24 protein-coding genes and 3 pseudogenes are annotated in these 23,929 nt (G+C 66.0%); 14 read left to right on the top strand and 13 right to left on the bottom strand.

Annotated features, from left to right (window positions below):
• From VXD91_RS18805 to VXD91_RS18785, 5 genes and pseudogenes are all read left to right on the top strand, one after another.
• Positions 1 to 243: pseudogene (locus VXD91_RS18805) on the top strand (flavin-dependent monooxygenase); the annotation flags it as partial.
• Entirely contained in the window at positions 243 to 1,109 is an 867-nt protein-coding gene (gene hsaD, locus VXD91_RS18800; protein WP_226519832.1) for a 4,5:9,10-diseco-3-hydroxy-5,9,17-trioxoandrosta-1(10),2-diene-4-oate hydrolase, read from the top strand. The pseudogene VXD91_RS18805 and the gene hsaD, both read left to right, overlap by 1 nt.
• Before the next feature lie 12 nt (positions 1,110 to 1,121).
• Complete coding sequence (gene hsaC / locus VXD91_RS18795; protein ID WP_346416086.1) at positions 1,122 to 2,024, top strand: iron-dependent extradiol dioxygenase HsaC; 903 nt, start codon at positions 1,122 to 1,124, stop codon at positions 2,022 to 2,024.
• An 11-nt stretch (positions 2,025 to 2,035) separates the two neighbouring features.
• Positions 2,036 to 2,605 (top strand): 3-hydroxy-9,10-secoandrosta-1,3,5(10)-triene-9,17-dione monooxygenase reductase subunit, encoded by a 570-nt coding sequence (gene hsaB / locus VXD91_RS18790; RefSeq protein ID WP_133426408.1) that lies wholly within the window; start codon positions 2,036 to 2,038, stop codon positions 2,603 to 2,605.
• 7 nt (positions 2,606 to 2,612) lie between these two features.
• Entirely contained in the window at positions 2,613 to 3,959 is a 1,347-nt protein-coding gene (locus tag VXD91_RS18785) for an MFS transporter (protein ID WP_346416083.1), read from the top strand.
• Between the two features lie 199 nt (positions 3,960 to 4,158).
• Here VXD91_RS18785 and VXD91_RS18780 read toward each other — a convergent pair whose 3' ends face one another.
• The 6 genes from VXD91_RS18780 to VXD91_RS18755 are packed head-to-tail and all read right to left on the bottom strand — an operon-like array spanning position 4,159 to position 9,439.
• On the bottom strand, positions 4,159 to 4,965 hold the full coding sequence (locus tag VXD91_RS18780; protein WP_133426410.1) for an Abi-alpha family protein: 807 nt from the start codon (positions 4,963 to 4,965) through the stop codon (positions 4,159 to 4,161).
• Between the two features lie 60 nt (positions 4,966 to 5,025).
• The gene (locus VXD91_RS18775) at positions 5,026 to 6,201 is read right to left on the bottom strand and encodes a pyridoxal phosphate-dependent aminotransferase (protein WP_226519827.1); all 1,176 of its coding nucleotides are present in this window, start codon (positions 6,199 to 6,201) and stop codon (positions 5,026 to 5,028) included.
• A gap of 9 nt (positions 6,202 to 6,210) precedes the next feature.
• Complete coding sequence (locus tag VXD91_RS18770; protein WP_226519826.1) at positions 6,211 to 7,149, bottom strand: acyl-CoA dehydrogenase family protein; 939 nt, start codon at positions 7,147 to 7,149, stop codon at positions 6,211 to 6,213.
• 2 nt (positions 7,150 to 7,151) lie between these two features.
• Positions 7,152 to 8,126 (bottom strand): acyl-CoA dehydrogenase family protein, encoded by a 975-nt coding sequence (locus tag VXD91_RS18765; RefSeq protein WP_346416081.1) that lies wholly within the window; start codon positions 8,124 to 8,126, stop codon positions 7,152 to 7,154.
• Positions 8,127 to 8,140: 14 nt separating this feature from the next.
• Entirely contained in the window at positions 8,141 to 9,265 is a 1,125-nt protein-coding gene (locus tag VXD91_RS18760) for an acyl-CoA dehydrogenase family protein (protein WP_346416079.1), read from the bottom strand.
• The gene (locus VXD91_RS18755; RefSeq protein WP_318985497.1) at positions 9,266 to 9,439 is read right to left on the bottom strand and encodes a hypothetical protein; all 174 of its coding nucleotides are present in this window, start codon (positions 9,437 to 9,439) and stop codon (positions 9,266 to 9,268) included.
• Between the two features lie 48 nt (positions 9,440 to 9,487).
• On the opposite strand from VXD91_RS18755, the gene ipdE1 reads away from it, so the two are divergent.
• Together ipdE1 and ipdF are read left to right on the top strand one after the other, a co-directional pair.
• Positions 9,488 to 10,636, top strand: coding sequence for an acyl-CoA dehydrogenase IpdE1 (gene ipdE1, locus VXD91_RS18750; protein WP_133426415.1), 1,149 nt, complete (start codon positions 9,488 to 9,490; stop codon positions 10,634 to 10,636).
• Positions 10,636 to 11,424 (top strand): (5R,7aS)-5-hydroxy-7a-methyl-1-oxo-2,3,5,6,7,7a-hexahydro-1H-indene-carboxyl-CoA reductase, encoded by a 789-nt coding sequence (ipdF, locus tag VXD91_RS18745; RefSeq protein WP_318985431.1) that lies wholly within the window; start codon positions 10,636 to 10,638, stop codon positions 11,422 to 11,424. Before ipdE1 ends, ipdF begins: the two co-directional genes overlap by 1 nt.
• Before the next feature lie 136 nt (positions 11,425 to 11,560).
• On the opposite strand, the gene VXD91_RS18740 is transcribed toward ipdF, so the two are convergent.
• A complete protein-coding gene (locus tag VXD91_RS18740; protein ID WP_212807243.1) occupies positions 11,561 to 12,802 on the bottom strand; it encodes a CaiB/BaiF CoA-transferase family protein in 1,242 nt (413 codons plus the stop codon).
• Between the two features lie 253 nt (positions 12,803 to 13,055).
• Here VXD91_RS18740 and VXD91_RS18735 point away from each other — a divergent pair.
• Positions 13,056 to 13,307 (top strand): annotated as a pseudogene (locus tag VXD91_RS18735) (helix-turn-helix domain-containing protein); the annotation flags it as partial.
• Positions 13,290 to 13,394 (top strand): annotated as a pseudogene (locus VXD91_RS18730) (short chain dehydrogenase); the annotation flags it as partial. The pseudogenes VXD91_RS18735 and VXD91_RS18730, both read left to right, overlap by 18 nt.
• A 106-nt stretch (positions 13,395 to 13,500) precedes the next feature.
• Here VXD91_RS18730 and VXD91_RS18725 read toward each other — a convergent pair.
• The 4 genes from VXD91_RS18725 to VXD91_RS18710 all read right to left on the bottom strand — a co-directional run bounded on the left by VXD91_RS18725 (position 13,501) and on the right by VXD91_RS18710 (position 16,479).
• Entirely contained in the window at positions 13,501 to 14,121 is a 621-nt protein-coding gene (locus VXD91_RS18725) for a hypothetical protein (RefSeq protein WP_226519823.1), read from the bottom strand.
• Positions 14,118 to 15,635, bottom strand: a complete 1,518-nt coding sequence (locus VXD91_RS18720; protein ID WP_226519822.1) for a Con-6 family protein — start codon at positions 15,633 to 15,635, stop codon at positions 14,118 to 14,120. Before VXD91_RS18720 ends, VXD91_RS18725 begins: the two co-directional genes overlap by 4 nt.
• Before the next feature lie 5 nt (positions 15,636 to 15,640).
• Positions 15,641 to 15,949: a DUF2563 family protein gene (locus tag VXD91_RS18715; RefSeq protein WP_226519821.1), complete on the bottom strand. Its 309-nt coding sequence runs from the start codon at positions 15,947 to 15,949 to the stop codon at positions 15,641 to 15,643.
• Positions 15,950 to 16,293: 344 nt separating this feature from the next.
• Complete coding sequence (locus tag VXD91_RS18710; protein WP_346416076.1) at positions 16,294 to 16,479, bottom strand: hypothetical protein; 186 nt, start codon at positions 16,477 to 16,479, stop codon at positions 16,294 to 16,296.
• A gap of 169 nt (positions 16,480 to 16,648) precedes the next feature.
• On the opposite strand from VXD91_RS18710, the gene VXD91_RS18705 reads away from it, so the two are divergent.
• The 3 genes from VXD91_RS18705 to VXD91_RS18695 are packed head-to-tail and all read left to right on the top strand — an operon-like array spanning position 16,649 to position 19,853.
• Positions 16,649 to 17,314: a response regulator transcription factor gene (locus tag VXD91_RS18705; RefSeq protein WP_226519819.1), complete on the top strand. Its 666-nt coding sequence runs from the start codon at positions 16,649 to 16,651 to the stop codon at positions 17,312 to 17,314.
• Positions 17,311 to 18,333, top strand: a complete 1,023-nt coding sequence (locus VXD91_RS18700) for a HAMP domain-containing sensor histidine kinase (RefSeq protein ID WP_226519818.1) — start codon at positions 17,311 to 17,313, stop codon at positions 18,331 to 18,333. Before VXD91_RS18705 ends, VXD91_RS18700 begins: the two co-directional genes overlap by 4 nt.
• Positions 18,330 to 19,853 (top strand): DUF4173 domain-containing protein, encoded by a 1,524-nt coding sequence (locus VXD91_RS18695; protein ID WP_226519817.1) that lies wholly within the window; start codon positions 18,330 to 18,332, stop codon positions 19,851 to 19,853. Before VXD91_RS18700 ends, VXD91_RS18695 begins: the two co-directional genes overlap by 4 nt.
• 56 nt (positions 19,854 to 19,909) lie before the next feature.
• Here VXD91_RS18695 and VXD91_RS18690 read toward each other — a convergent pair whose 3' ends face one another.
• A complete protein-coding gene (locus tag VXD91_RS18690) occupies positions 19,910 to 20,479 on the bottom strand; it encodes a hypothetical protein (protein ID WP_346416074.1) in 570 nt (189 codons plus the stop codon).
• 219 nt (positions 20,480 to 20,698) lie between these two features.
• On the opposite strand from VXD91_RS18690, the gene VXD91_RS18685 reads away from it, so the two are divergent.
• Together VXD91_RS18685 and VXD91_RS18680 are read left to right on the top strand one after the other, a co-directional pair.
• Positions 20,699 to 23,164, top strand: coding sequence for a SpoIIE family protein phosphatase (locus VXD91_RS18685; protein WP_226522273.1), 2,466 nt, complete (start codon positions 20,699 to 20,701; stop codon positions 23,162 to 23,164).
• Positions 23,164 to 23,496: an STAS domain-containing protein gene (locus VXD91_RS18680; protein ID WP_226519815.1), complete on the top strand. Its 333-nt coding sequence runs from the start codon at positions 23,164 to 23,166 to the stop codon at positions 23,494 to 23,496. Before VXD91_RS18685 ends, VXD91_RS18680 begins: the two co-directional genes overlap by 1 nt.
• On the opposite strand, the gene VXD91_RS18675 is transcribed toward VXD91_RS18680, so the two are convergent.
• A complete protein-coding gene (locus tag VXD91_RS18675) occupies positions 23,493 to 23,924 on the bottom strand; it encodes an ATP-binding protein (RefSeq protein WP_226522272.1) in 432 nt (143 codons plus the stop codon). The genes VXD91_RS18680 and VXD91_RS18675 overlap by 4 nt on opposite strands.
• Between the last annotated feature and the right edge of the window lie 5 nt (positions 23,925 to 23,929).

Raw genomic sequence — 23,929 nt, 5'->3', positions numbered from 1 at the left:
CCGTTCGAGCTGCGGGCCCGTGCCCGTCGTGACCAGGTGCGCGCCACCGGCCGCGCCATCGCGTCCGTCGACCGCCTCTTCGAGGCGGCCGGCGCCACGGCGCTGGCCAACGGCACCCCGCTGCAGCGCTTCTGGCGCGACGCCCATGCCGGCCGGGTGCACGCGGCCAACGAGCCCGAGCGCGCCTACCTGATCTTCGGTAACAACGAGTTCGGTCTGCCCCCGGCCGACACCATGGTCTGATGACCGCCGCGGTATCCGAGGTCACTTTCGAGTCCACTTCGCGGTATGCGCAGGTGAGCGATGATTTGCGCCTGCACTACCACGAGGCCGGCGACCCGGCCGCCGAGACGATCGTGCTGCTGCACGGCGGCGGCCCGGGTGCGTCGAGCTGGTCGAACTTCTCGAAGAACATCGCGGTGTTGGCCGAGCGGTTCCACGTGCTGGCCGTCGACCAGCCGGGCTACGGATATTCGGACAAGCCCACCGACCACGTGCAGTACCACCGCCACAGCGCGGCGGCGCTGCTGGCGCTGTTCGACCACCTCGGTATCGAACGGGCGGCGCTGGTGGGCAATTCGCTCGGCGGTGGCACGGCGGTCCGGTTCGCGCTGGATCATCCGGAGCGGGCCGGCCGGCTGGTGCTGATGGGCCCCGGCGGGCTGAGCGTCAACCTGTTCGCGCCCGATCCCACCGAGGGCGTGAAGCTGCTCGGCAAGTTCGCCTACGCACCGACGCGCGAGACCCTCGAGGCGTTCGTGCGGATCATGGTCTTCGACCAGAGCCTGGTCACCCCGGAGCTGATCGACGAGCGGTTCGCCATCGCCAGCACACCCGAGTCGCTCGCCGCACTGCGCGCGATGGTCAAGTCCTTCGCGGGGCCGGACTACGAGCTCGGCATGATGTGGCGCGAAGTGCACAAGCTGCGGCAGCGGGTACTGCTGATCTGGGGCCGTGAGGATCGGGTCAACCCGCTCGACGGCGCGTTGGTGGCGCTCAAGCAGATTCCTCGGGTCCAGCTGCACGTGTTCGGTCAGTGCGGCCACTGGGCACAACTAGAGAAGTTCGACGAGTTCAACAAGCTGACCCTCGATTTTCTGGGCGGCTAGAGGAGACATGGCATGACGACGATCAAGGCCCTTGGTTACATGCGCATCGAGGCCACCGATGTGGCGGCCTGGCGCGAGTTCGGGCTCAAGGTGCTCGGCATGATGGAGGGCGAGGGCACCAATCCCGATGCCCTCTACCTGCGGATGGACGACGTCGCGGCGCGTCTGGTGATCGTGCCCGGCGAGAAGGACCGGCTGCTCGCCTCGGGCTGGGAGGTCGCCGACGCGCCTGCCCTCGAGCAGCTGAAGGAAACCCTCAGCGCCCACGGCGTCCCGTTCAAGGAAGGGACCAAGGAAGAACTGCTCGACCGCAAGGTCGAGGGCATGATCAGCTTCCAGGACCCGGCCGAGAACACCCTCGAGGTGTACTACGGCATCCAGTACCTGGGCCGTCGCTTCGTCAGCCCCTACGGCCACAAGTTCGTCACCGCCGAGCAGGGCCTCGGCCACGTCGTGCTCACCTGCAATGACGACGCCGCGGCGCAGGCGTTCTACCAGGACGTGCTGGGCTTCCGGCTGCGTGACTCGATGCGGCTGCCCCCGCAGATCGCGGGCCGCCCGGCCGACGGCGACCCGGTGTGGCTGCGCTTCTACGGCTGCAACCCGCGCCACCACGCGCTGGCGTTCATGCCCATGCCCAACCCGACGGGCATCGTGCACCTGATGGTCGAGGTGGAGAACTCCGACGACGTCGGCCTGTGCCTGGACCGCGCCAACCGTAAGAAGGTCAAGATGTCGGCCACGCTGGGCCGGCACATCAACGACAAGATGCTGTCCTTCTACATGAAGACGCCGGGTGGCTTCGACATGGAATTCGGTTGCGAGGGACTCGAAGTCGAGGACGAGAGCTGGATCGCGCGCGAGAGCGTCGGCATCAGCCTCTGGGGTCACGACTTCAGCGTCGGGTTCAAGTAGGCTCGCGCGGCATGACTTCGACCCCGCAGATCGACCCCCGCACATTCCGTAATGTGCTCGGGCAGTTCTGTACCGGCATCACCGTCATCACCACCGTGAATGACGGTGTGCCGGTCGGTTTCGCCTGCCAGTCGTTCGCTGCCCTGTCACTGGACCCGCCGCTGGTCCTGTTCTGCCCGACAAAGCAGTCCCGGGCCTGGAAGGCCATCGAGGCCAGCGGCAAGTTCTGCGTCAACATGCTGCACGAGAACCAGCAGCACGTCTCGGCGCAGTTCGGCTCCAGGGCCGAGGACAAGTTCGCCGGGATCGATTGGAGCCCTTCGGGATTGGGCTCCCCGGTGCTCGACGGCACGCTCGCCCACATCGACTGCACGGTGCACTCGGTGCACGACGGCGGTGACCACTTCGTGGTGTTCGGCGCGGTGCAGTCGATGTCCGAGCCACAGGCCATCAAGCCGCGTCCGCTGCTGTTCTACCGCGGCGAGTACACCGGCATCGAGCCGGACAAGAACACCCCGGCGCAATGGCGCGACGATCTGGATGCGTTTCTCACCACGACGACCGAGGACACCTGGCTATAGTCGCGCAATGAGCGCGCCGATCCGGTCCGGATTGCGTCGGGTCGTCCTGGCTTCCATGGCCGGCACCGTCGTCGAGTGGTACGAGTTCTTCCTGTACGGCACCGCTGCCACGCTGGTGTTCAGCAAGGTGTTCTTCGGGCAGAGCGGCAGTGATCTCGACGCGATCTTCGCCGCCTTCGTCACGTACGCGGTGGGCTTCGTCGCCCGGCCGCTGGGTGGCGTGGTGTTCGGTCACTTCGGCGACAAGTTCGGCCGCAAGACCCTGCTGCAGTTCTCGCTGCTGCTGGTCGGTTCGGCCACGTTCCTCATGGGCTGTCTACCGACCTATGGACAGATCGGCTACTGGGCGCCGGCGCTGCTGGTGGTGCTGCGGTTCATCCAGGGCTTCGCGGTCGGCGGCGAGTGGGGCGGCGCGGTGCTGCTGGTGGCCGAGCACAGTCCCGCGCAGAGCCGGGGTTTCTGGTCCAGTTGGCCACAGGCCGGCGTGCCGGTCGGCAACATCCTGGCCACCGTCGTCCTGCTGACGTTGACGAAGACGTTGTCCGAGCCGGAGTTCCTGTCGTGGGGCTGGCGGGTCGCGTTCTGGCTGTCGGCGGTCGTGGTGCTGGTCGGCTACTACATCCGCACCAAGGTCACCGATGCGCCGATTTTCGTTGCGGCACAAGAAGAAGCCGAACGCGTCAAGGCGTCGTCGATGAGCGTCGTCGAGGTACTCCGGTACTACCCGGGCAAGGTGCTGACCGCCATGGGGCTGCGGTTCGCCGAGAACATCATGTACTACCTGGTGGTCACGTTCTCGATCACGTATCTGAAAGTGCATGCGGGCGTGGGCACTTCGCTGATCCTCTGGTACCTGCTGGTGGCCCACGCGGTACACCTGGTGGCAATCCCGTTGGTGGGCAGGCTCTCCGATCGGATCGGCCGTCGCCCCGTCTACCTCATCGGGACGCTGCTGACCGCCGCCTGGGGCTTCGTCGCGTTCCCGATGATGGACAGCAAGCACTACTTCGTCATCATGACGGCGATCACCGCGGGCCTGGTCGCGCATGCGTTCATGTACGCGCCGCAACCGGCGCTGATGTCGGAGATGTTCCCGACCCGGATGCGCTATTCCGGTGTGTCCCTTGGCTATCAGGTGACGGCGATCTTCGCCGGGTCACTCGCGCCGATCATCGCGGTGCGGTTGCTGAAGGACTACCACTCGTCGGTGCCGATCGCGATCTACCTCGCCGGGGCCTGCGTGGTGACGCTCGTGGCGCTGGCGTTCGCGCGCGAGACCAAGGGCATCGACCTGGCGGATGTCGATCGGGCCGACAATGAGCGCGTGGTTGCCGCCGGCGTGCCCCGTCCGTGACAGTTCGCGCGCCGAGTGTGCCCACAGATCGTCAGATCCGCGGTTGCGCCGCTCTGGCTGCACATTCGTGTGCGTGAATGTGCTGGGCACTTGACAAGCAAATGCCTTGTGGGCGTTGACCGTGCGCGGGCGCATGCAAAGTGCGAGAAGCAAAGACCCAGGGTGCACGATCAACGTGTGGCCGACCGGGAAAAGTGACCTACGACTCGTCCTGCATCGCGGCTTCCCACAGCCCGCGGCCCAGCTCCGACAGCCGCAGCGCAAGCTTCTCGACGCGCGCGGGGAAGGGGCCCCGCGAGGCGTCCTTGATGGCCTTCAACACCATCGACTCCGCGCTGAGAATCTCGTAGTCGGCCTTCAGCTCGGGGTCCTCGGGAACGGTCTCGACCAGCCCGAGCGCCAGCAGGTGGCTGACGTATTGCGGCACCATCTGCGGCAGCGCGACGTTGGCGGTGCGGCCGATCAGGCACGCGTTCTCCAGCGTCGCGACGCTGCGGTTCCGCGGGTAGATGTTCACCAGCGGCGACGACTCGTTGTCGGACAGCGCGCCGATGATGCGGGCCTCGTCGGCAACCAGCTGATCGAGCAGCCGGTGGTAGAGCTCGGTCTTCCCGTCGGCAGTGCTCTGGTCGAGGGCGCGGTCCAGCAGGCCGCCGAGCTTGCCGTGCAGGGACTCCTTGGCCGGCTGTTTCTGCGGGGCGGGAGCCGGTGTGCGTTCGGGGGCCATCTCGATGGCCTCGACGGTGGTCTTGGTCGCGATCGCAATCTGCTCGCCACCCCAAGCAGCAAGCTTGAAACCGAACTTAGCGACGCCGAGGGCGCGGTTGGCCAGGCCGAGCGGGTCGAATCGCTTCGGGATCGCCAAACCACCGCGCGGCGTCGAGATCGCGATGGCGATCTCACCGATGGGCGTGGACAGCTTGATGCCGTGCCGTTCGAGGCCCTCGCGGTTCACCGGTAAGTCGTCGGTAACTTCCGGTTCTGGGTTGTCGGTTTCCTGGGACATTGCGGACCGATGGTACCGGCCTGCCGATTGTTCTCGCCCCTTGTGTGGCAAACGCGACAGCTACCCCTGCCGGTATGCGGCGAGCCAGGGACCCAGGCGACGCAGCGCTTCTTCGATGTCGGACTTCGGTCCGGCGAACGACAACCGAACGAACGATCCGCCGTGCCGGGTGTCGAAATCCACGCCCGGCGCGATCGCCAGGCCGGTGTCGGCCAGCAGCTTCTCGCAGAAGGTCAGGGAGTCCGTCGAGTACGCCGAAATATCGGCGTAGACGTAGAACGCGCCGTCGGCGGGTGCCAACTTGTCGAGCCCCACGTCGGCCAGCCCGGCGAGTAGCAGCGCGCGGTTCTCGGCGTAGTGGTGGACGAGGGAATCGGCTTCGGCGATCGCCTCCGGCGTGAACGCCGCGACGGCCGCGTACTGGGGGAGTGTGGGAGGGCAGATGGAGAAGTTGCCGGTCAGGCAGTCGACGGCCCGGCGCAGCGGCTCGGGCACCAGCAGCCAGCCCAGCCGCCAGCCGGTCATGGCGAAGTACTTCGAAAAGCTGTTCACCACAATGGCGTTGCGCGAGGTCTCCCAGGCGCAGCTGGTCGCGGGCGCGTCGTCGTAGATGAGCCCGTGGTACAGCTCGTCGCTGATGAGCTGCACCGAGTTGTCGTCGCACCAGGTGGCGATGGCGGCCAGATCCTCGGCCGGCAGCACCGTCCCCGTCGGGTTGTTGGGGCTGGCGATGATCAGACCCTTCACTGGCGGGTCCAGCTGCTCCAACATGGAAATGGTTGGGTGGAAACGGGTTTCGGGACCACACGGTATTTCGACGACCTCGCAACCGAGCGCCGACAGGATGTTCCGATAGCAGGGATAGCCGGGGCTGGCGACCGCGACGCGGTCGCCGATGTCGAAGCACGACAGGAACGCGAGCAGGAATCCGCCGGTGGACCCGGTGGTGATGACGACGGCGTCCGGCTCCACCTCGACGCCGTACCGGTCGAGATACGACTTGGCGATGGCCTCCCGCAGCTCGGGAATGCCCAGCGCGACGGTGTATCCGAGGTTGTCATTGGCCAGCGCCTCGGCGGCGGCGGCCCGGATGGGCGCCGGTGCCTGTGCGGCGGGTTGTCCCGCCGACAGGTTCACCAGGTCGCCGTGGCTGCGCTGGCGCTCGGCCGCGGCCAGCCACACGTCCATCACATAGAACGGTGGGATGCCTGCGCGCAGCGCTACCGGATTGGTCATACCTCGACGTTAGGCCAGAACTTCGGCTTCGAGGCGACGCAGGTGCTCCCGCGACGACCCGAGCAGCTGCGCACTGCCGTGCGCGCGCTTGAAGTAGAACTGGATGTCGCTCTCCCAGGTGATCGCGATGCCGCCGTGCATCTGGATCGCTTCGCCGGCAACGGCATTGAATGCCTCGGTGGCCATGTAGCGGGCCAGCGACGCATTCGTCGGGGTCGGGTCGGCGAGGGCGTCGTTGACGATCGAGCGGGCGGCCGAAACCTTGACGTACAGGTCCGACATGCGGTGCTTGAGCGCCTGGAAGCTGCCGATCGGCCGGCCGAACTGCACGCGGTCCTTCGAGTACGCGACGGTCAGGTCCAGGCAGCGGCTCGCGGCGGCGACCTGCTCGACGGCCATCAGGATGGCCGCGGTGTCCGCCAGGCCGGGGTCGGCGCCGAGGGCGGTGGTGCTGCCCGGGCTGACGGCCGCGAGGCGACGCGTCGGGTCCATGGTGGTGGCCGGGGCGACGGTGTTGTCGGTCCAGCGGGTCAGCTGACCGTCCTGCGCGGCGATCACCACATCGGCGACGTCGCCGTTGATGACATAGCCGGCATCGAAAACGACGGTGCCGATGGACGTGCCCTCGGCCAGGCCCTCCAGCGGCTCTTCCGCACCGACGGCGAGCAGCGCCAGTTCGGCCAGCGTGGTGCCGAGCAGCGGTGTCGGGACCAGGCCCTTGGCCAGTTCCTCGAGAACGACTGCGGCGTCACCCAATTCGCCGCCGGCACCGCCAAGCTCCTCGGGCACGACCAGCGCCGCGGCGCCGACCTGCTCGCACAGCATCTGCCAGAGCTTCTCGTCGTAGCCCTTTTCGGACTCGATGGCGGCGCGCACGGCCTCAGGGCCTGCGTGCTTCTCGACCAGCGCTGCGACGGTGGCGCGCAGCATCTCCCGTTCTTCGCTCATGCTCACAGCCCTTCCAGTACGCGGGTCCGGTGCCACGTCGAGTCGCCCCACGCCGAGCGCAGCGCCTGCGTGCGCAGCAGCAACAGGGACAGATCATGTTCTTGCGTGAAACCGATGGCGCCGTGCGTCTGCAGCGACGACCGGGCGGCCAGCAGCGCGGCTTCGTTGGCGGCCACCTTGGCGGCGCTGACGTCGCGGGCCAGCGTGGGCGACCCGTCGGCCAGGGCCAGGGCCGCGCCGTAGAGCAGCGGACGGGCCAACTCGACGGCGATGTGCACGTCGGCCAGCTTGTGCTTGATGGCCTGGTACGAGCCGATCACGGTGCCGAACTGCGTGCGCTGCTTGGCGTACGCGACGGCCATGTCGAGCATCGCCTGGCCGGCGCCGACCAGCTGCGCTGCGGTGGCCAGCGCGCCGAACTCGAAAGCCTTTGCCGTGTCGGCCGATTGGGCCTCGCCGGTGGCGGTTACGTCGAACAGGTGACGGGCCGGGTCGACGGACTGGTGCTCGGTACCCGCGGTCGCGTCCTGCACCTGGCCGCCTTCTGCATCCGAGGCCAGCAGGATCAGGCCGGCGGTGTCGGCGTCGACGGCCCGCGGGGCCAGCGGCGGCAGGGCGACGGTGGCGATGAGCTCGCCCGAGGCCAGGCCTTCCGCACGCTTATCCGAGGCGAGCAGCACCGGGGCCACGGCAATGGATTCGGTGACCGGACCCGGCACGGCCCAGTAGCCCAGACGCTCAAGGGCGACAACCAGATCCACCGGATGCGCGCCGATGCCGTCGAACTCTTCCGGCACGTTCAGTGCGGTGACGCCCAGGTCGGCCAGGGTCGACCACACCTTGCGGCCGGGTGCGGCGTCGGCCGCCTTCTCTACCCCGCCCCACGCCCGAACGGCGGCGGGCACGTCTGCCGCACCCAGCGCGGCGTCGATGCTCGCAGCGAAATCGCGCTGCGATTCGTCCAATTCAAAGAACACGTGAACAATCCCTCTTATTTGCGGGGCAGGCCCAGCAGGCGCTCGGCGATGATGTTGCGCTGAATTTCGTTGGTACCGGCGTAGATTGGGCCGCCCAGGGCGAACAGCAATCCTTCGGTCCAGTGGTCGTACAGCTCGGCGTCGGGGCCGCGCAGGTCCAGTGCGGTCTGGTGCAGGGCGACGTCGAGGTCGGACCAGAACACCTTGGTCACCGAGGACTCGGCGCCCAGCTCGCCGCCGTTGGACAACCGGGTGACGGTGCCGAAGGTGTGCAGGCGGTAGGCCTGGGCCTTGATCCAGGCGTCGGCGACGCGCTCGGCGTAGGCCGGGTTCTTGTCGGTCTTCCATTGCGCGACAAGGCGTTCGGCCGGGGCGACGAAGCGGGCCGGGCTGCGCAGCGACATGCCGCGCTCGTTGCTCGACGTGCTCATGGCGGCGGTCCAGCCGCCATGCACCTGACCGATGACGTCCTCGTCGGGCACGAACACGTCGTCGAGGAAGATCTCGCCGAAGCCGGTCTCACCACCCAGCTGGGCGATGGGCCGGACGGTGATGCCCTCGGCCTTGAGGTCGAACATGAAGTACGTCAGACCCTTGTGGCGCTGCGCTTCCGGGTCGGAGCGGAACAGGCCGAAGCCGCGCTCGCCGAACGGGGCGCGCGAGCTCCAGATTTTCTGGCCGTTGAGCTTCCAGCCGCCGTCGACCTTGGTCGCGGTCGAGCGCAGGGACGCCAGGTCGCTACCCGACTCGGGCTCGGACCAGGCCTGGGCCCAGATCTCTTCGCCGGAGGCCATTTTCGGCAGCACGCGCTGCAGCTGCTCCTTGGTGCCGTGCGCGAACAGCGTCGGCGCCAGCATCGCGGTGCCGTTGGCCGAAGCCCGGCCGGGGGCGCCGGACTTGAAGTACTCCTCCTCGTACACCACCCACTGCAGCATGGTGGCGTCGCGGCCGCCGTACTCCTTGGGCCACGCGATGACCGACAGGCCGGCGTCGAAAAGCACCTTGTCCCAGACGCGGTGCTGCTCGAAGCCCTCGAGGGTGTCGTAGGACTTGGTGGGGAACTTGTCCCTGTTGGCCGCCAGGAAGTCGCGGACCTCGGCCCGGAACTCCTCGGTTTCGTCGTCGAATGTCAGATCCATTTACCGATTCATCTCTCGCAGTTGTGGTTTGACCACTTTGCCCCCAGGGTTGCGTGGCAGCGTCTCGAGGAACGCCACCGAACGCTGCGTCTTGAAGTTAGCCAAATGTTCTTTGGTGTAGGTCTGCGGTGGGGTCTGCCGACCGGGCTGCTGGGTGCCGTCGGACCCACTCATTGGAACTCCCTCTAACAAAGCAAGTGCTTGGTAGGTTAGCCTATAAGGGTGATAGAGGTCCAGACGTTCCGGGCGGAGGTCCGGCAATGGCTCGCAGACAATCTCGTCGGTGAATTCGCAGCTCTCAAAGGTCTTGGTGGCCCCGGCCGTGAGCACGAGGCATACGAAGAACGACGCGCGTGGAACCAGCACCTGGCCGCGGCAGGCCTGACCTGCCTGGGCTGGCCGGAGGAGCACGGTGGCCGCGGGTTGTCGGTCGCGCACCGCGTCGCCTTCTACGAGGAGTACGCCAAGGCGGACGCCCCGGACAAGGTCAACCACCTCGGTGAGGAACTGCTCGGGCCGACGCTCATCGCGTACGGCACCGAAGAGCAGAAGAAGCGCTTCCTGCCGAACATCCTCAACGTCACCGAGCTGTGGGCTCAGGGCTACTCCGAGCCCGGCGCCGGCAGCGACCTGGCCAACGTCTCGACGTCGGCCGAACTCGTCGGCGACGAGTGGGTCATCAACGGTCAGAAGGTCTGGACCTCGCTGGCGCACTGGGCGCAGTGGTGCTTCGTGGTGGCCCGCACCGAGAAGGGCTCCAAGCGTCACCACGGCCTCTCCTACCTGTTGGTGCCGCTGGACCAGCCGGGCGTCGAGATCCGCCCGATCGTCCAGCTGACCGGCGACTCCGAATTCAACGAGGTGTTCTTCGACGACGCCCGCACCGAGGCGTCGCTCGTCGTCGGTGAGCCCGGGCAGGGCTGGGGCGTCGCGATGGCGACGCTCACGTTCGAGCGCGGCGTTTCCACACTGGGCCAGCAGATCCGTTACAAGCGCGAGCTCGAAGGCCTGATCGGTGTCGCCAAGACCACCGGCGCCATCGACGATCCGCTGATCCGGCACAAGCTGACCGAGTCGTGGACCGGCCTGCAAGCCATGCGGTCCTACGCCATGGCGACCATGGACGTCGAGCAGCCCGGCCAGGACAACGTGTCAAAGCTGTTGTGGGCCAACTGGCATCGCGAGCTCGGTGAGATCGCCATGGACGTGCAGGGCATGGCCGGGCTGACGCTGCCCGGCGGCGAGTTCGACGAGTGGCAACGCCTCTACCTGTTCTCGCGTTCGGACACCATCTACGGCGGGTCCAACGAAATTCAGCGCAACATCATCGCCGAGCGCGTGCTCGGCCTACCCCGAGAGGCCAAGGGCTGATGGATCTTTCAGTTGCTCCTACCGAGGTTGAAGGCCACGGCCTGCTGAAGGGCAAGGTCGTCCTCGTCACGGCAGCCGCCGGCACCGGCATCGGCTCGTCCACCGCCCGTCGGGCGCTGCTGGAAGGCGCCGACGTCGTGGTGTCCGACTACCACGAGCGTCGCCTGGGCGAAACGCGTGACCAGCTGGCCGCTCTCGGCCTGGGCAAGGTCGAGGCCGTCGTCTGCGACGTCACCTCGACCGAGGCCGTGGACGCCCTGATCACCGCGGCCGTCGAGAAGATGGGCCGGCTGGACGTGCTGGTCAACAACGCCGGCCTGGGCGGCGAGACCCCGCTGGTCGACATGACCGACGACGAGTGGGACCGCGTCCTCAACGTCACTCTGAACTCGGTGATGCGCGCGACCCGCGCCGCCCTGCGGTACTTCCGCGGCGTCGAGCACGGCGGTGTGATCGTCAACAACGCCAGCGTTCTGGGCTGGCGCGCGCAGCACTCGCAGTCGCACTACGCCGCCGCCAAGGCCGGCGTCATGGCGCTGACCCGTTGCAGCGCAATCGAAGCCGTCGAGTACGGCGTCCGCATCAACGCGGTGTCGCCGAGCATCGCGCGGCACAAGTTCTTGGAGAAGTCGGCGTCCGCGGATCTGCTGGACCGGCTGTCCTCGGACGAGGCCTTCGGCCGCGCCGCCGAGCCGTGGGAGATCGCGTCGACCATCGCCTTCCTGGCCAGCGACTACTCCAGCTACCTGACCGGCGAGATCATTTCGGTGTCGAGCCAGCGGGCGTAGTTTTCATCCGGCCGCGAGGTTCGGATATGTGCACCTGCCCGCCTGATTGCGACAACGTTGTCGCAATCAGGCGGGCATTTTCATGTGTGGCTGGCTCGCGATCTCGTAAGCCTGACCTGGTGGCGGACCCTCTCGATCAGATGATCGCCTGCTCCTGCAATTCCGCGATCTGCGCCGCGTCGTAGCCCAGTTCTTCGAGTATCTCCGCGTTGTGCTCGCCGATCACTGGCGGGGCGAGGCGGATCGTCGCTGGCGTGGCACCCATACCCGCCAGCGGGCTGCCGATCAGATCGACCGATCCGGCCGCGGCCCATGCATGCGGCGTCGTCGCGCGCAGGCCCCGGTGCTGCACCTGCGGATCTTCCCAGACCTCCGCCAGATCGTTATAGCGCGCGGCCGGGATGCCCACGCTGTCGAACTTTGCCTGGAGCTCCTCCGTCGTGAACTGCCGGCTCCACTCGTTGATGATGTCGATCAACTCCGCGCGATTGATCTTGGCCCGCTTGGCGTTGGTGTCGAAGCGCGGGTCGTCGTAGAGCTCGGGCTGGCCCATCAACTCCGACATGCGCCGCCAGTGAGCGTCGCTGCCGGCCGTGATGTACGTCATGCCGTCGCGCGCATGGATGAGGTCTGCGGGGCCGCCGCCGTTGCCACCATTGCCCAGACGCTCCGCCTGGACGCCGCTGATCAGATAGTCCTGCATGATGTGGCAGACCATCGCCACGGAACTGTCGAGCAGCGCCATGTCGATGTATTGGCCCTCGCCGGTGTTGTTGCGATGGTTCAGCGCGGCGAGGATCGCGATGGCGCTGTTGTGGCCGGTCACGAAATCGACCAGGCTGGGACCGGCTTTCACTGGCCCCGCGCCGGGCTGGCCTTCGGGGATGCCGGTCACGGCCATCATGCCGCCGCTCGCCTGGAACAACCCGTCGTAGCCCGCGCGCGCCGCCATTGGCCCGGTCTGGCCAAAGCCGGTGATCGAGCAGTAGATGAGGCGGGGATTGATCGCCTTCAGGCTCTCGTAGTCCAGCCCGAACCGCTTGAGGTCGCCGACCTTGTAATTCTCGACCAGGATGTCCGCGGTCTTGACCAGGGCACGCAGGATGTCTTGCCCCTCCGGCTTGGAGTGGTTGACCGTGATCGACCGCTTGTTGCGGTTCGACGCGGTGAAGAAGCCGGACTGGCGAAGGTCCTTGCCGTCCTTGCCCTCGACCGAGGCAAGACCGTAACCGCGCCCTTCGTCACCGCTGCCCGGTCGCTCCACCTTGATGACGTCAGCGCCGAGGTCGCCCAGTATCTGCGCGCTGATCGGGCCGGCGAAGACGCGGGTCATGTCGATGACCCGGATACCCTCCAGGGCACGCTGTGTCGTGCTCATGATCTCCTGCTACTCATCCATTTCAAGTCGTGCTGCGCGCAAGCATAGGGCTCGAAATCGAAGCGCCCGACGCTTTACGCACCCCATCTATCGGTCGCGGTCGAGGACCGCGCTTGTGACCTCGCCCGCTCTCAGAGCCGCGATCGCCTCAACGCGCGCGACCCCTGTGAGCACTCGTTCTTTGTGTACGTAGTGGCCAAGTCAACACCGGCCCGACCTACCCTAGCAAGCGCTTGGTTTCCATGCTGTTGCGATGGCGTCTGAATCGCCCAGTCAACCCGCGAGCAGGCGCGACGAGCTTCTTGAGCTCGCCGCGGCGATGTTCGCTGAGCGTGGGCTGAAGGCAACCACTGTCCGGGACATCACAGACTCGGCCGGCACCCTGTCAGGCAGTCGCTACCAGCACTTCAAATCGAAGGAACAGATGGTCGAGGAGGTCACGCGGGACTTCCTTGATTGGTTGTTCAGCCGGTACGAAGAAATCATCGCCACCGAGCCGTGGGAGATCGCGTCGACCATCGCATTCCTGGCCAGCGACTACTCCAGCTACCTGACCGGCGAGATTATCTCGGTGTCCAGCCAGCGCGCTTAGTTTCAGCTTTCGGCAACTGGGGTCGGCGCGGTATGCGTCGGCCCCAGTTCGTTTTCGCCGAAAATGAGCCTGTGTGCGAAAAATCTGCGATTCTTCGCACACAGGCTCACATTCGACGGCGCGATTGTCGTTCGTACGCTGCAGTTTTCGTGATCCAGTGCCGGCAGCCGAAGTACATCGCCAAGTAACCCGCGGGGAATAGTCCGAGCGTCAAGATCGAGACGAGCGCGAACTGGACGTATTGTCGTGCCGCGAATGAGTGGGCAAGTAGTAGGTCGGCGTAACCGAAGCGTGCGCCGACCAACAGCATGAACGCGACATAGATGCTCAGCGTGAAAACGGGGTAGCGCTGGTTGGCAAAGTCGTACACCGGGTACGCGAACAGTATCGCCGCGAGAACAAGCAGCCACCACGTCTTCGGCGTGCTGAGGCCCCACCCGTACGCCTCGGGGCCGTCGCTGAACAATCGACGTGTTTTTCCCCGAAAACGGAGAAATGGCGTTCGGGCGTATGCGGCGAGAATGCACATGCTAGCCATTCCGGCCCCCGCGCTGAGTGCGGACATCCGTCCTTGAGGTAATACCGCGAAGGACGTGGCCGTCGCCATGGTCACTGCCCCGCCCCAGTACAGTCTGCGCGCATACTCAGCTTCTTGATTGAAGCCGGCGATGGCTATCACCGCCAGCCCGAGTAGACCTACGGCAAGCGCCATGTCGCCCGCGGTCACCCAAAGACTTTCTTGTAGAGAGCCTCCGCGCCAGACTCTCCGATGAATGAGCCCACGGTGCCGCCGATGAACCCGCCTATTACTACTCCTGGGGGTCCCGCCACAGCGCCGACTTCCGCACCGACTGAACCCATCACCCATGCGCCTGCCATGCCGCCGCCCATCTTGGACAGCGATTGGCCGGCCGGCATTCCGTGCGTGATCTCGTACATGGCGACACCAAGATCCAGCACATTGCCGACATAGCCAACTCGGGAGCCGATCTTCTCGAGGGCTTTGATATCAGCCGCGTCAAATATCTGGCCTGACGTGTTCCAAGGATGACCAGGTTGCATTGATTTGACCGTCTGGTTCACAGACGCTTCTGAACCGGATATGCCTTTCCCCGCAAGCGACGCGCTGTCGACCAGTTCTTTTGGAATCTGGCCGTGCGACATGCCCGCAGCAACTTGGGCTGCCCCTTGCGCTGACATGCCAGCTTGTTGCAACTGTTCCTGTACTCGGGCAATTACCATGGTTCGGGCCTGTGCCTCGGACTGGTCCAGTGTGGCTGTGGCTTTATCGGGAGTCACCCCAGCCTTGCCGAGCAAGCCTTGCTCCAGCCTTTGCTGCATCTCCAACCGAGCGCGAGCACGCGTGCGAGCATCGCCGCCCAGTACTGGATCGGTAGGCAATGGGCCCACGGTTTGGGCCATCGTGAAATCGTCGAGTCGTTCGCTTGCGTAGCGCTTCGCTTCCGGTGAGGCGTTTGGATTGTTGGCGGTTGCAAAGTCGCGCAGTCGGTTTGACGCGGCCTGTTTTTCAGGGGTCCACGGCCCGGGTGCATTTACGAGAGCGTCGTCGGCAGCACGTTGGCTGGAGCCGTACTTGTCGGGCGCCGACGGCGCCGGCCCAGCGCCGATGCCGTCGGCACCCTTGGTGGGGTCGGCTGCGTAGCCTTCGGCGACCATTGCGTTCCGGGCCTTGCTGAGTTCGTCCGTGTAGGCCGTACGGATTGCCTTGGCTTCGTCGACCGCGGTGCGAGTGCGACTTTCGGCAGCACGTTTGAGATCGTCCCAGTCCGCGTTCTCGCCTGCCCTCGACGCTTCCGCGATCCGCGCATCGATCTGAAGGTCGTAGGACTTCAGCGCGCCTTCCAAGAGAGAAATCGATGTGGCGGAGCTGCGCTGGGACTGTGCTAGTGCGGCAGCAATGCTCTCGAGGCTGACCGCGAGCTTAGAGATCTGCAATTTGCTGAGGTGGAGACTATCCGTGACACGAACGACTTCGGCGGCGTCGTTGATCGGGTGACCGCCACCGTCCTGGCGGTCCCACGCTGATCCGAAGCGCTGTTTGGCGATGGTGAAATCGTGTTCGGTTTCGGTGATACATCCACTCGCATTTCGGAATGCTGTTGCCAACTCGTCGATTTCACCGGGTGCGCCGCTTTGGATGGCACTGTTCATTTGCCATGGGTCACCGCCGGCGGCACTGACCAATTCTTGGATGCTGAGATGTTTTAGTTCAATCGACATGCGGGCTAGATCGAATCGGCGGCCGCATTGATCGAGCCTGCCCCCGCTGCATCCTGGGCCTCAAAAATCGTTGCGGCTGAGTTGGTGCGTTCCGCCAGCGAATCCAGATGCGTACGGAAGCCACTCAGAGTGGTCGCATGGGTTTCGTGGCAGTCGACGAGTGATCGGTGGAAGTCGTGGGCGTCATCGAAATCCCCGAAGATGCCCGCTGATATCGAGGCGTCAGCAAAACGGCTCGCCCCTTCATGTGCGATAGCGCCAGCGCTCTGGGCGAAGGCTGCGCCCATGCGGAGCAGCGCAGGATCGACAAACATAAGGCCCCCCTTTTTTTGTCCTACAGCCAGCCTACCGTGTATTCACAGACGCAAACGACACAAGTTTGCGGGGTCAGTGGACGACAAAGCCGTGCCGTTCGAGTGGCCGCAGTGATGCCGGGTCGGTGCTTTCGACGAGAAATATCCACGTCAACTCTCCATCGGTATGCGTGGCGAACCGATATTTGCCAGCGGTCAGCTGCGATGTGTCGTGCGTGAGACTAGACGGTGCTGTGTATACCCCGACCAAAGTCGGCTGAAGGCCCGGACCGCCCATACAGATGGCCCAATCAGTTGCGCTGGGCAGCAGCGTGTTCTTGCCGTCACTCGGAATGGTCGCGGGACTACCGCACGCGGCGGTGATCCACACGAAGCCGTTCTCCGATTGGAACGGAGACGATGCCGGCGCGACCGACGATGACGGGGCTGCTGACGATGTGGTTGATGTCGACGACACCGACGTGGATGAGGCTGAAGTTGATGCTGCCGGAACCGCCTTCCCGCCCGTCTGCCCGCAGCCCGCAAGGCATGTGGTGACGGCCAAACCCAGCACAGCCAGCGACAATCTGACAGCGGAACGCGGTACGCGACTTTCCTTCACGACCACAATCCTAATTGGCGCCGATCTCGGCAAGTCTCCACAGTTTCTTCACAATCGCTGCCGGAAAGCCCCACAAACCGCGCTTACAGTCGGAAAGCGTGAAGCGAATCCTGGTGGTCGACGACGAGCCGACCATCCTGTCCTCGGTCGCGACCCGGCTGCGGGCTGAGTCGTTCCATGTGGAGACGGCCGTCGACGGGCCTTCGGCAGTGGCCGCGGCGGCAGCGACACAGCCCGACCTGGTGGTGCTGGACGTCATGCTGCCCGGCTTCGACGGGTTGGAAGTCTGCCGGCGCATCCAGGCCGAGCGTCCAGTGCCGGTGCTGATGTTGACCGCCCGCACCGACGAGACCGACATGCTGATCGGTCTGGGGATCGGCGCCGACGACTATCTCACCAAACCGTTCAGCATGCGCGAGCTGGTTGCGCGGGTGCGGGTGTTGCTGCGTCGCGTCGAACGTGCGACCGCGGACCAGCCAGTGTCGGTGGGGGAGTACCGCGTCGATTTCGCCGAGCGCCGCGTGCACCAGGGTGATATCGAAATCCATCTCACCCGAACCGAATTCGACCTGCTGGCCTTTCTCGCCGGACGGCCCCGCGCCGCGGTGACCCGCGAGACGCTGCTGGAACACGTCTGGGGCTGGGGCTCTGGAGCCGAGACCCGTACGGTCGACAGCCACGTCAAGGCGTTGCGCCGCAAGCTCGGTGCGGAACTGATCCGGACCGTGCACGGGGTCGGCTATGCCCTCGAGGTGCCGCGGTGAGCGCGCTTGGCGAACTGTGGGATCGGCTGCCCAGGCCCCTCGACCCGTTCGCGTCCTTCAAGATCAAGATGGGACTCCTGGTGGGCGGGGCAATCCTGTTGGCCTCGTTCACCTTCTGGATCGGCGCGAGTTGGCAGTTCCGGTACGCACTGTTGTCCGCTCTGCTGACCTCACTGCTCTTCACCCAGTTCATGGCCCACGGCATGACGTCGCCGCTGCGGCAGATGACCGCCGCGGCCCGCGCGATGGCCAAGGGCGACTACAGCATTCGTGTCCGTGCCACCTCGCGTGACGAAATCGGTCAGCTGGCAACGGCGTTCAATCAGATGGCAGCCGACCTCGGTGCTGCGGACGAATATCGGCGCGGACTGATCGGCAACGTATCCCACGAACTGCGCACGCCCATCACCGCGTTGCAGGCGGTCCTGGAGAACGTGGTCGACGGTGTGGTCGAGCCGGACGCGCAGACGATGCGGTTGGCACTGTCGCAGACCGAACGGCTCGGTGAGTTGGTTACCGATCTGCTGGACCTGTCGCGCCTCGAAGGCGGGGCAATTCCCTTGCGGATCAACCGGTTCGACGTCGAGGCCTTCCTACGTGCCGCCGTCGAGCACGTCTCGGTTTCCGCCGATGACGTGTCGGTCACGGTCGAGGTGTCACCGCGCGGGCTGACGGCGCTGGCTGATCCAGCGCGGCTGCGGCAGGTGGTTGTCAACCTGGTGGACAACGCGATTCGGCACAGCCCGCCCGGCGGCAGCGTGACGGTGCGGGCGACGCGCGACGCGACGGGCTTGCGGCTCGAGGTGGCCGATCAGGGTCCGGGTATCGCGCCGGCTGAACGCGAGCGGGTATTCGAACGGTTCACCCGCGGCGCCACGTCTGATGGCGGCACCGGTCTGGGACTGGCGATCGCCCGCTGGGCCGTCGAGTTGCACGGCGGGGTCATCGATGTGGTGGAGACGACGGTGGGATGCCGCTTCAGGGTGAGCATTCCGGAATCAGAGGAGCGGTCCGCATGACGATGTTGATGGGATATCCAGGGCCGCCGGTGGTCCCGCCGCTGATCGGGCCGGCACTGCCGCGCCGCGGTGAGCCCGGCTGGACGATGTTGCCGCGACGGGTGTGGCCGATCAGTCCGCTGGCGACTGCGCCGCACCGTGTGGTTGTGCTCGCCGTGGTGGCCGGTCTGCTCGGTACTGCGCTGTGGCGGCCGTCGTCTTTGAGCGTCGGCTACGTGGTCGTCGGGGTGGTGGTCTTCGCCGTCGTCTACGGCACCGCCGAGCGCCGACCGACGCGCACCGAATGGGCCGGTATCGCACTGACGTTGGCGCTGCTGGCAGTTCCCGCCTTACTCGCCGCCGACTGGCTGGGCGTGCTGTGCATCATGGCGGCCTGGATCGTCGGGTGGTGCACGCTGTTCGGCGGACGTACCTGGACGGCGGTCCTGACCGCGCCGTTCCTGGCGTGGGCGCTGCCGGCCCGCGTGCTCGGTTGGACGCGGCGTGGGCTGTCGGGTCGGGTGGGTATCGCCAATCCGATTCGCGTCGCGGCCGTGGTCGGTCTCACGGTGCTGCTGACTCTGGTGTTCGGCGCGTTGTTCGCCTCGGCGGACGCGGCTTTCGCGCATCTGGTGGGCAAGCTGGTGCCGCGCTTTGACGGTGTCGATGTCGTCGCCCGTGTCGTCGTCTTCGGCATGGTCGCCGCGTTCGTCCTCGGTGGTGCTTACCTGACCCGGTTCGCGCCGCGGTTGGATGTCCTCGCGCCCAAGCCGATGAAGCCGGTGCCGCGCTGGGAGTGGGCCGTCCCGCTGGGCGTACTGGATGCGCTGTTCATCGCGTTCGTCGCGGTGCAGGCAGCGGTGTTGTTCGGTGGTCACACCCACGTGCTGGAAACCGAGGGGCTGACCTACGCTGAGTACGCGCGGCAGGGCTTCTGGCAGTTGCTATGGGTGTCGGCGCTGACGCTGTTGGTGCTGAGCGGCGTGATCCGGGTGGCGGGGCGTGTCTCTGCGGGTGACCGCCGTGTACTTCGAGTGCTCGCCGGAATCCTCTGTGCCACTTCAGTTGTCGTCGTCATCTCCGCGATCCACCGCATGTGGCTCTATCAGCAGGCGTACGGCTTCAGCACCGACCGGCTGATGGTGATCACCATCGAACTCTGGTTGGGTGCGGTGTTCCTCCTCGTCGCGGTGGCGGGTGTGCGGATGTCGGGGCGTTGGCTGCCGCACGCCGTGCTGGCGGCCGGGGTAGTGGCGCTCTTGGGGCTGGCGGCACTCAATCCCGAGCGCCTCGTCGCCGATCGCAACATCGACCGCTTCGAGCAGACCGGCCAACTCGATGCGGAGTACCTGTCCCGGCTGTCGTCGGACATCGACCCGGCGCTGCATCGGCTACCTGAGCGTGTCCGCGCGTGCGTCCGCGCGAACTACCCGCATGACGACCCGTGGTACCTGTTCAACCTGTCCCGCTCGAACGCGGACCGGCCGGTAGGCACCGACCTGCCCGACTACTGCTCGCAGTACGGGACGTACCGCTACTAACAGACCGCCGAACCTGAGCTTGTGTGCGAAGAATCGCCGATTCGTGGCACACAAGCTCATGTTCGTCGACGCGAATGTTGGCCGTAGCCAACACTTTTTGCGATTAGGCGCCGTCCGCCGTAGTACATCGCCAGATAGCCGACGGGGAAGACGCCGACCGTCAGGATTGATATCAGAGCGAACTGGATGTACTGACCGGCCGTAATCGGGTTTCCGAGGAGTCGGTCGAGGTAGCCGAACCGCATGCCGACGAGGACCGTGCCTGCGACATAGGCGACCAATTTCCAATCGCGCACACCGTCGTCGATGAGGGCGAGCACCGGGTATATGAAAACCATCGCCACGACCACGAGCAGCCACCACGTCTTCGGCGTGCTGAGGTTCATGCCGTAGGGCTCGGGCTCGGCGCTGAATAGGGTTCGGGTCTTCCCTCCGACCTTGAGATACGGCGTCCGGACGTACGTGCACAACAGGATCAAGCACACGGAGAGGAGAAGCCCCTCGAGCGCTCCTGACCAGCCGCGCGGGATGCCGATGAGGGTTGCCGCCGCCGTGGTGATCGCCGCACCGGTCCAATAAATGCGGGCGGCCGTGGCTGGATCGTCACGGAACGCGGCGACGGCCATGGCGACAAGCCCGAGCAAGGCGATCCCGAAACCTGTTTCCCCCACGCCGACAGACTATGGCCGCGCCGACGGGCCGAAGTGGATTGCCGGCGACGCGGTACCGATAGCTTGATACTCGTGGTCGGTAAGGACGAAGCGGCGTTCAGCGGAGAAGGTTGGCGCGAGCTTGTGGGCCGCGTCCACGCCGAGCTCGACGAACTGGTGGCCGCCCGGGACCGCATGGAGCAACTGGTGCGGCTCATCGTGGACGTGGGCTCCGACCTGGATCTGGATGTGACACTGCGGCGGATCGTCAGTGCCGCCTTGGAACTCACCGAAGCGAAGTACGGGGCACTCGGGACCCGTGCCGCCGACGGAACCCTGGGCGTTTTCGTCGGCGCGGGCATCGACGCTGACACGGCGCGCGAGCTGGCCGATCTCCCTGTCGGTGAAGGTCTGCGTATCGACGATCTGCAAGCCCATCCGCTGGCTGCCCGGCTGCCGGCGCACGACCCGCCGATGCACGCACTGTTGGGACTGCCGATCCGCGTTCGGGACAGCGATTTCGGCAGCCTGTACCTGATCGACGACCGGCCTGACCGGGTGTTCGCGCCGTCCCAGGAGGCGGCCGTCCGCGCGCTGGCGATGGCCGCGGCAGCCGCTATCGACAACGCCAGGCTTTTCGAGCGGGAACGTGAATCCGCCAAATGGATGAAAGCCAGTCGCGAGATCACCGCCGCGCTGCTGTCCGGTAATCCGCAGACGAGGCCGCTGCAGCTCATCGTGAACCGCGCACTCGAGCTGGCCGACGCCGAGCAGGCGATCCTGCTGGTGCCGAACGAATCCGATCTCCCCACCAGCGGCGCCGACACCTTGGTCGTCGCCGCTACGGCGGGGCGGTACTCGTCGGAGGTGATCGGCCGGCAGGTCCCGATGGACGGCTCTACGACAGGAAGTGTTGCGCGTCGGGGGCTGCCGCTGATCACTGACTCATTCCAGTATCCGATCGAGGGGTTCACCGATGTCGGTGAACGGTCGGCGATCGTCATGCCGCTGATCGCCGACGATGCGGTGCTCGGAGTGATCGCGGTGGCACGCCGACCGCATCAGCCGGCATTCGACGAGGTTTACCTGGATCTGGTCAACGACTTTGCCCGCCACGCGGCCATCGCCCTCGCGCTGGCCGCCGGTCGCGAGCACGCGCTCAACCGAGAACTGGCGCAAGCGGACACCGTCGACGGAGCGCTGCTTGCCGCGGCGGAGGAACTGCGCCGGCTGTGGCGGGCACGTCGGGTGCTGACGGTGACCTTCCCGACTTACAGTTCGTCGGCGGGGACCGCCTACGGTGAGCCGCACATCTTGGCGGCCGGTGACTCCACCCGGTGGTCAGACCTGCCAACTGAAACCCGTCAGATTCTCGTGTCACTGCGCGACGGGGATTTCTTGACGCCGAACGCTGCGCTGCCGGGTTCGGCAGGTATCGCGTTGCAGCACCCCGACGGGGTGCTTGTCGTCTGGATCGAGCTCAGTGAAGAGCGACCGTTCACGCTCGAGGACCAGACCCTGTTGACGGTGCGTGCGGGGCGCCTGGGCCAAGGTTTGCAGCGCGTGCATCGAGTCGATCAACAACGCGAAACGGCGTTGGCGCTGCAGCATGCCATTCTCGGACCCGCTGATCTGCCAAAGGGTTTCGCGGTCCGCTATCAGGCGGCGAGCCGGCCGCTGCAAGTGGGCGGTGATTGGTACGACGTCTTCAGGCTCGATGACGGACGCATTGCGATGGTGGTGGGTGACTGTGTCGGTCATGGTTTGGCCGCCGCCACGGTGATGGGACAGATTCGCAGTGCCTGCCGCGCACTGCTGTTCGAGAATCCCAGCCCCGCTGTCGCGTTGGCGGGCCTGGACCGCTTCGCGGCTCGACTGCCCGGTGCCCAGTGCACGACAGCGGTGTGCGCGGTGCTCAACCCGGATACCGGGGAGTTGGTCTATTCCAGTGCCGGGCATCCGCCGCCCGTGTTGATCGAGCCCGATGGTGCGCAGCGAACACTCGATGGCGGCCACACCATCGCGCTCGGGCTCCGGCACAACTGGCAGCGTCCCGAAGCGACGATCACTGTGCCGGCGAGGGCCACCCTGGCGTTCTACACCGATGGGCTGGTCGAACGTCGCAATCATCCTTTGGAGCACGGGATTTGCACTGTTGGTGGCCTCATTCGCGACGCCCAAGGGTCCACGCTGGACGATTTGGCAGACCACGTGATGGCCAACCTCGCGCCGCCCGACGGTTATCAGGATGACGTCGTTCTCCTGCTCTACCGCCAGCCGGCCGCCCTGGAACTGGAGTTCCCGGCCGATGCTGCCCATCTGGCCGAAGCTCGTACCACCTTGCGCGACTGGCTCTCTCGAGCCGGGATAGACGCCCAGCAGGCCATGAACGTGCTCGTCGCTGCCGGGGAAGCCATCACCAACGGCATCGAGCACGGGTATTGCCGCGGTTCCGACGGCACGATTCGACTGTCCGCAACGGCGTCGGCCGATCAGGTTCAGGTCGCCGTCGCCGACAGCGGACGGTGGAAGTCCGCGCCGGCTGCGGTAGGTACCAATCGCGGTCGGGGCATCGCACTCATGCGCGAGCTCATGGACGACCTTGTCATCACCCGCAACACTGCCGGAACGACAGTGCACCTGACCATGAGGATCACTTGATGTCCACGGCGCTCACGCTGACCAGCACACGCAGCAATGACGGGACATCCGTTCTGGCTGTGGCCGGAGAAATCGACATGAGCAATGTCGGGGCGTTCGACGACGGTCTCACGGCCGCCATCGCGGACTGCGACGGCGGCCGGCGGTTGACCGTCGACCTCAGCGCCGTGCAGTACCTGGACAGCACGGCCATATCCGCGTTGTTCAGCCGCGCCGACCGCATCGAGATCATCGCCCACCCCCATCTGATGGGCGTGTTCCGGGTCAGTGGCCTCACCGAACTGGTTTCGGTCGAGCCCGCGTCGTCGGCGACGGAGTCCGCACGGGACTAACCCGGTGCCTCGAGGTGCCAAAGCAGGAGCACCCGGGTTCCGGTCGGGGTGGCCGTGATCTCGGCGCGGTCGGTGAGCGCATGAATCAGGGGAATGCCGCGCCCGTGGGCCGCGCCGCGCAGTTGTGGATCGGGAGCTCGCCAGGCGCCGTCGTCGCTCACCTCGACGGTCAGCGTCGCCAGGGCGGGGTCGTAGCCGGCGTGAACGTGCATGGCCCCGGGCGCGGGAGCGCCGCTGTACGCGGACTCGGCCGCGTTGGCCATCGCCTCGTAGACGGCCAGGAGGATGTCGTTCCTCTTGGTCGGGTCCAGGTCGAAGGTACGGGCCAGCCAGGCTGCGAATTCGTCGCGGAGCAGCGCGGCGTTGGCGGGGTCCGCGCCGATACCGGTCTTGGCGAAGCTGGTCGCCGGCTGCTGTGCATCGATCATGTCGG

Origin of the sequence: Mycobacterium sp. SM3041 (assembly GCF_039668335.1) — a bacterium.
In the GTDB taxonomy this organism is placed as follows: domain Bacteria; phylum Actinomycetota; class Actinomycetes; order Mycobacteriales; family Mycobacteriaceae; genus Mycobacterium.
The sequence above is the reverse complement of the archived record's forward strand: the minus strand, read 5'-3'. Positions and strand labels throughout refer to the sequence as shown.

What these genes read in the sequence shown, in the direction of transcription:
- VXD91_RS18695 (WP_226519817.1), top strand. Translation starts at nt 18,330, where the DNA reads ATGACGATGTTGATGGGATATCCAGGGCCGCCGGTGGTCCCGCCGCTG.
- VXD91_RS18755 (WP_318985497.1), bottom strand. Translation starts at nt 9,439, where the DNA reads ATGAGTGGGTCCGACGGCACCCAGCAGCCCGGTCGGCAGACCCCACCG.
- VXD91_RS18685 (WP_226522273.1), top strand. Translation starts at nt 20,699, where the DNA reads ATGGAGCAACTGGTGCGGCTCATCGTGGACGTGGGCTCCGACCTGGAT.
- VXD91_RS18775 (WP_226519827.1), bottom strand. Translation starts at nt 6,201, where the DNA reads ATGACCAATCCGGTAGCGCTGCGCGCAGGCATCCCACCGTTCTATGTG.
- VXD91_RS18715 (WP_226519821.1), bottom strand. Translation starts at nt 15,949, where the DNA reads ATGTTTGTCGATCCTGCGCTGCTCCGCATGGGCGCAGCCTTCGCCCAG.
- VXD91_RS18770 (WP_226519826.1), bottom strand. Translation starts at nt 7,149, where the DNA reads ATGAGCGAAGAACGGGAGATGCTGCGCGCCACCGTCGCAGCGCTGGTC.
- VXD91_RS18720 (WP_226519822.1), bottom strand. Translation starts at nt 15,635, where the DNA reads ATGTCGATTGAACTAAAACATCTCAGCATCCAAGAATTGGTCAGTGCC.
- VXD91_RS18680 (WP_226519815.1), top strand. Translation starts at nt 23,164, where the DNA reads ATGTCCACGGCGCTCACGCTGACCAGCACACGCAGCAATGACGGGACA.
- VXD91_RS18785 (WP_346416083.1), top strand. Translation starts at nt 2,613, where the DNA reads ATGAGCGCGCCGATCCGGTCCGGATTGCGTCGGGTCGTCCTGGCTTCC.
- hsaC (WP_346416086.1), top strand. Translation starts at nt 1,122, where the DNA reads ATGACGACGATCAAGGCCCTTGGTTACATGCGCATCGAGGCCACCGAT.
- VXD91_RS18740 (WP_212807243.1), bottom strand. Translation starts at nt 12,802, where the DNA reads ATGAGCACGACACAGCGTGCCCTGGAGGGTATCCGGGTCATCGACATG.
- VXD91_RS18675 (WP_226522272.1), bottom strand. Translation starts at nt 23,924, where the DNA reads ATGATCGATGCACAGCAGCCGGCGACCAGCTTCGCCAAGACCGGTATC.
- hsaD (WP_226519832.1), top strand. Translation starts at nt 243, where the DNA reads ATGACCGCCGCGGTATCCGAGGTCACTTTCGAGTCCACTTCGCGGTAT.
- VXD91_RS18710 (WP_346416076.1), bottom strand. Translation starts at nt 16,479, where the DNA reads ATGCCTTGCGGGCTGCGGGCAGACGGGCGGGAAGGCGGTTCCGGCAGC.
- ipdF (WP_318985431.1), top strand. Translation starts at nt 10,636, where the DNA reads ATGGATCTTTCAGTTGCTCCTACCGAGGTTGAAGGCCACGGCCTGCTG.
- hsaB (WP_133426408.1), top strand. Translation starts at nt 2,036, where the DNA reads ATGACTTCGACCCCGCAGATCGACCCCCGCACATTCCGTAATGTGCTC.
- VXD91_RS18690 (WP_346416074.1), bottom strand. Translation starts at nt 20,479, where the DNA reads ATGGCCGTCGCCGCGTTCCGTGACGATCCAGCCACGGCCGCCCGCATT.
- VXD91_RS18760 (WP_346416079.1), bottom strand. Translation starts at nt 9,265, where the DNA reads ATGGATCTGACATTCGACGACGAAACCGAGGAGTTCCGGGCCGAGGTC.
- VXD91_RS18780 (WP_133426410.1), bottom strand. Translation starts at nt 4,965, where the DNA reads ATGTCCCAGGAAACCGACAACCCAGAACCGGAAGTTACCGACGACTTA.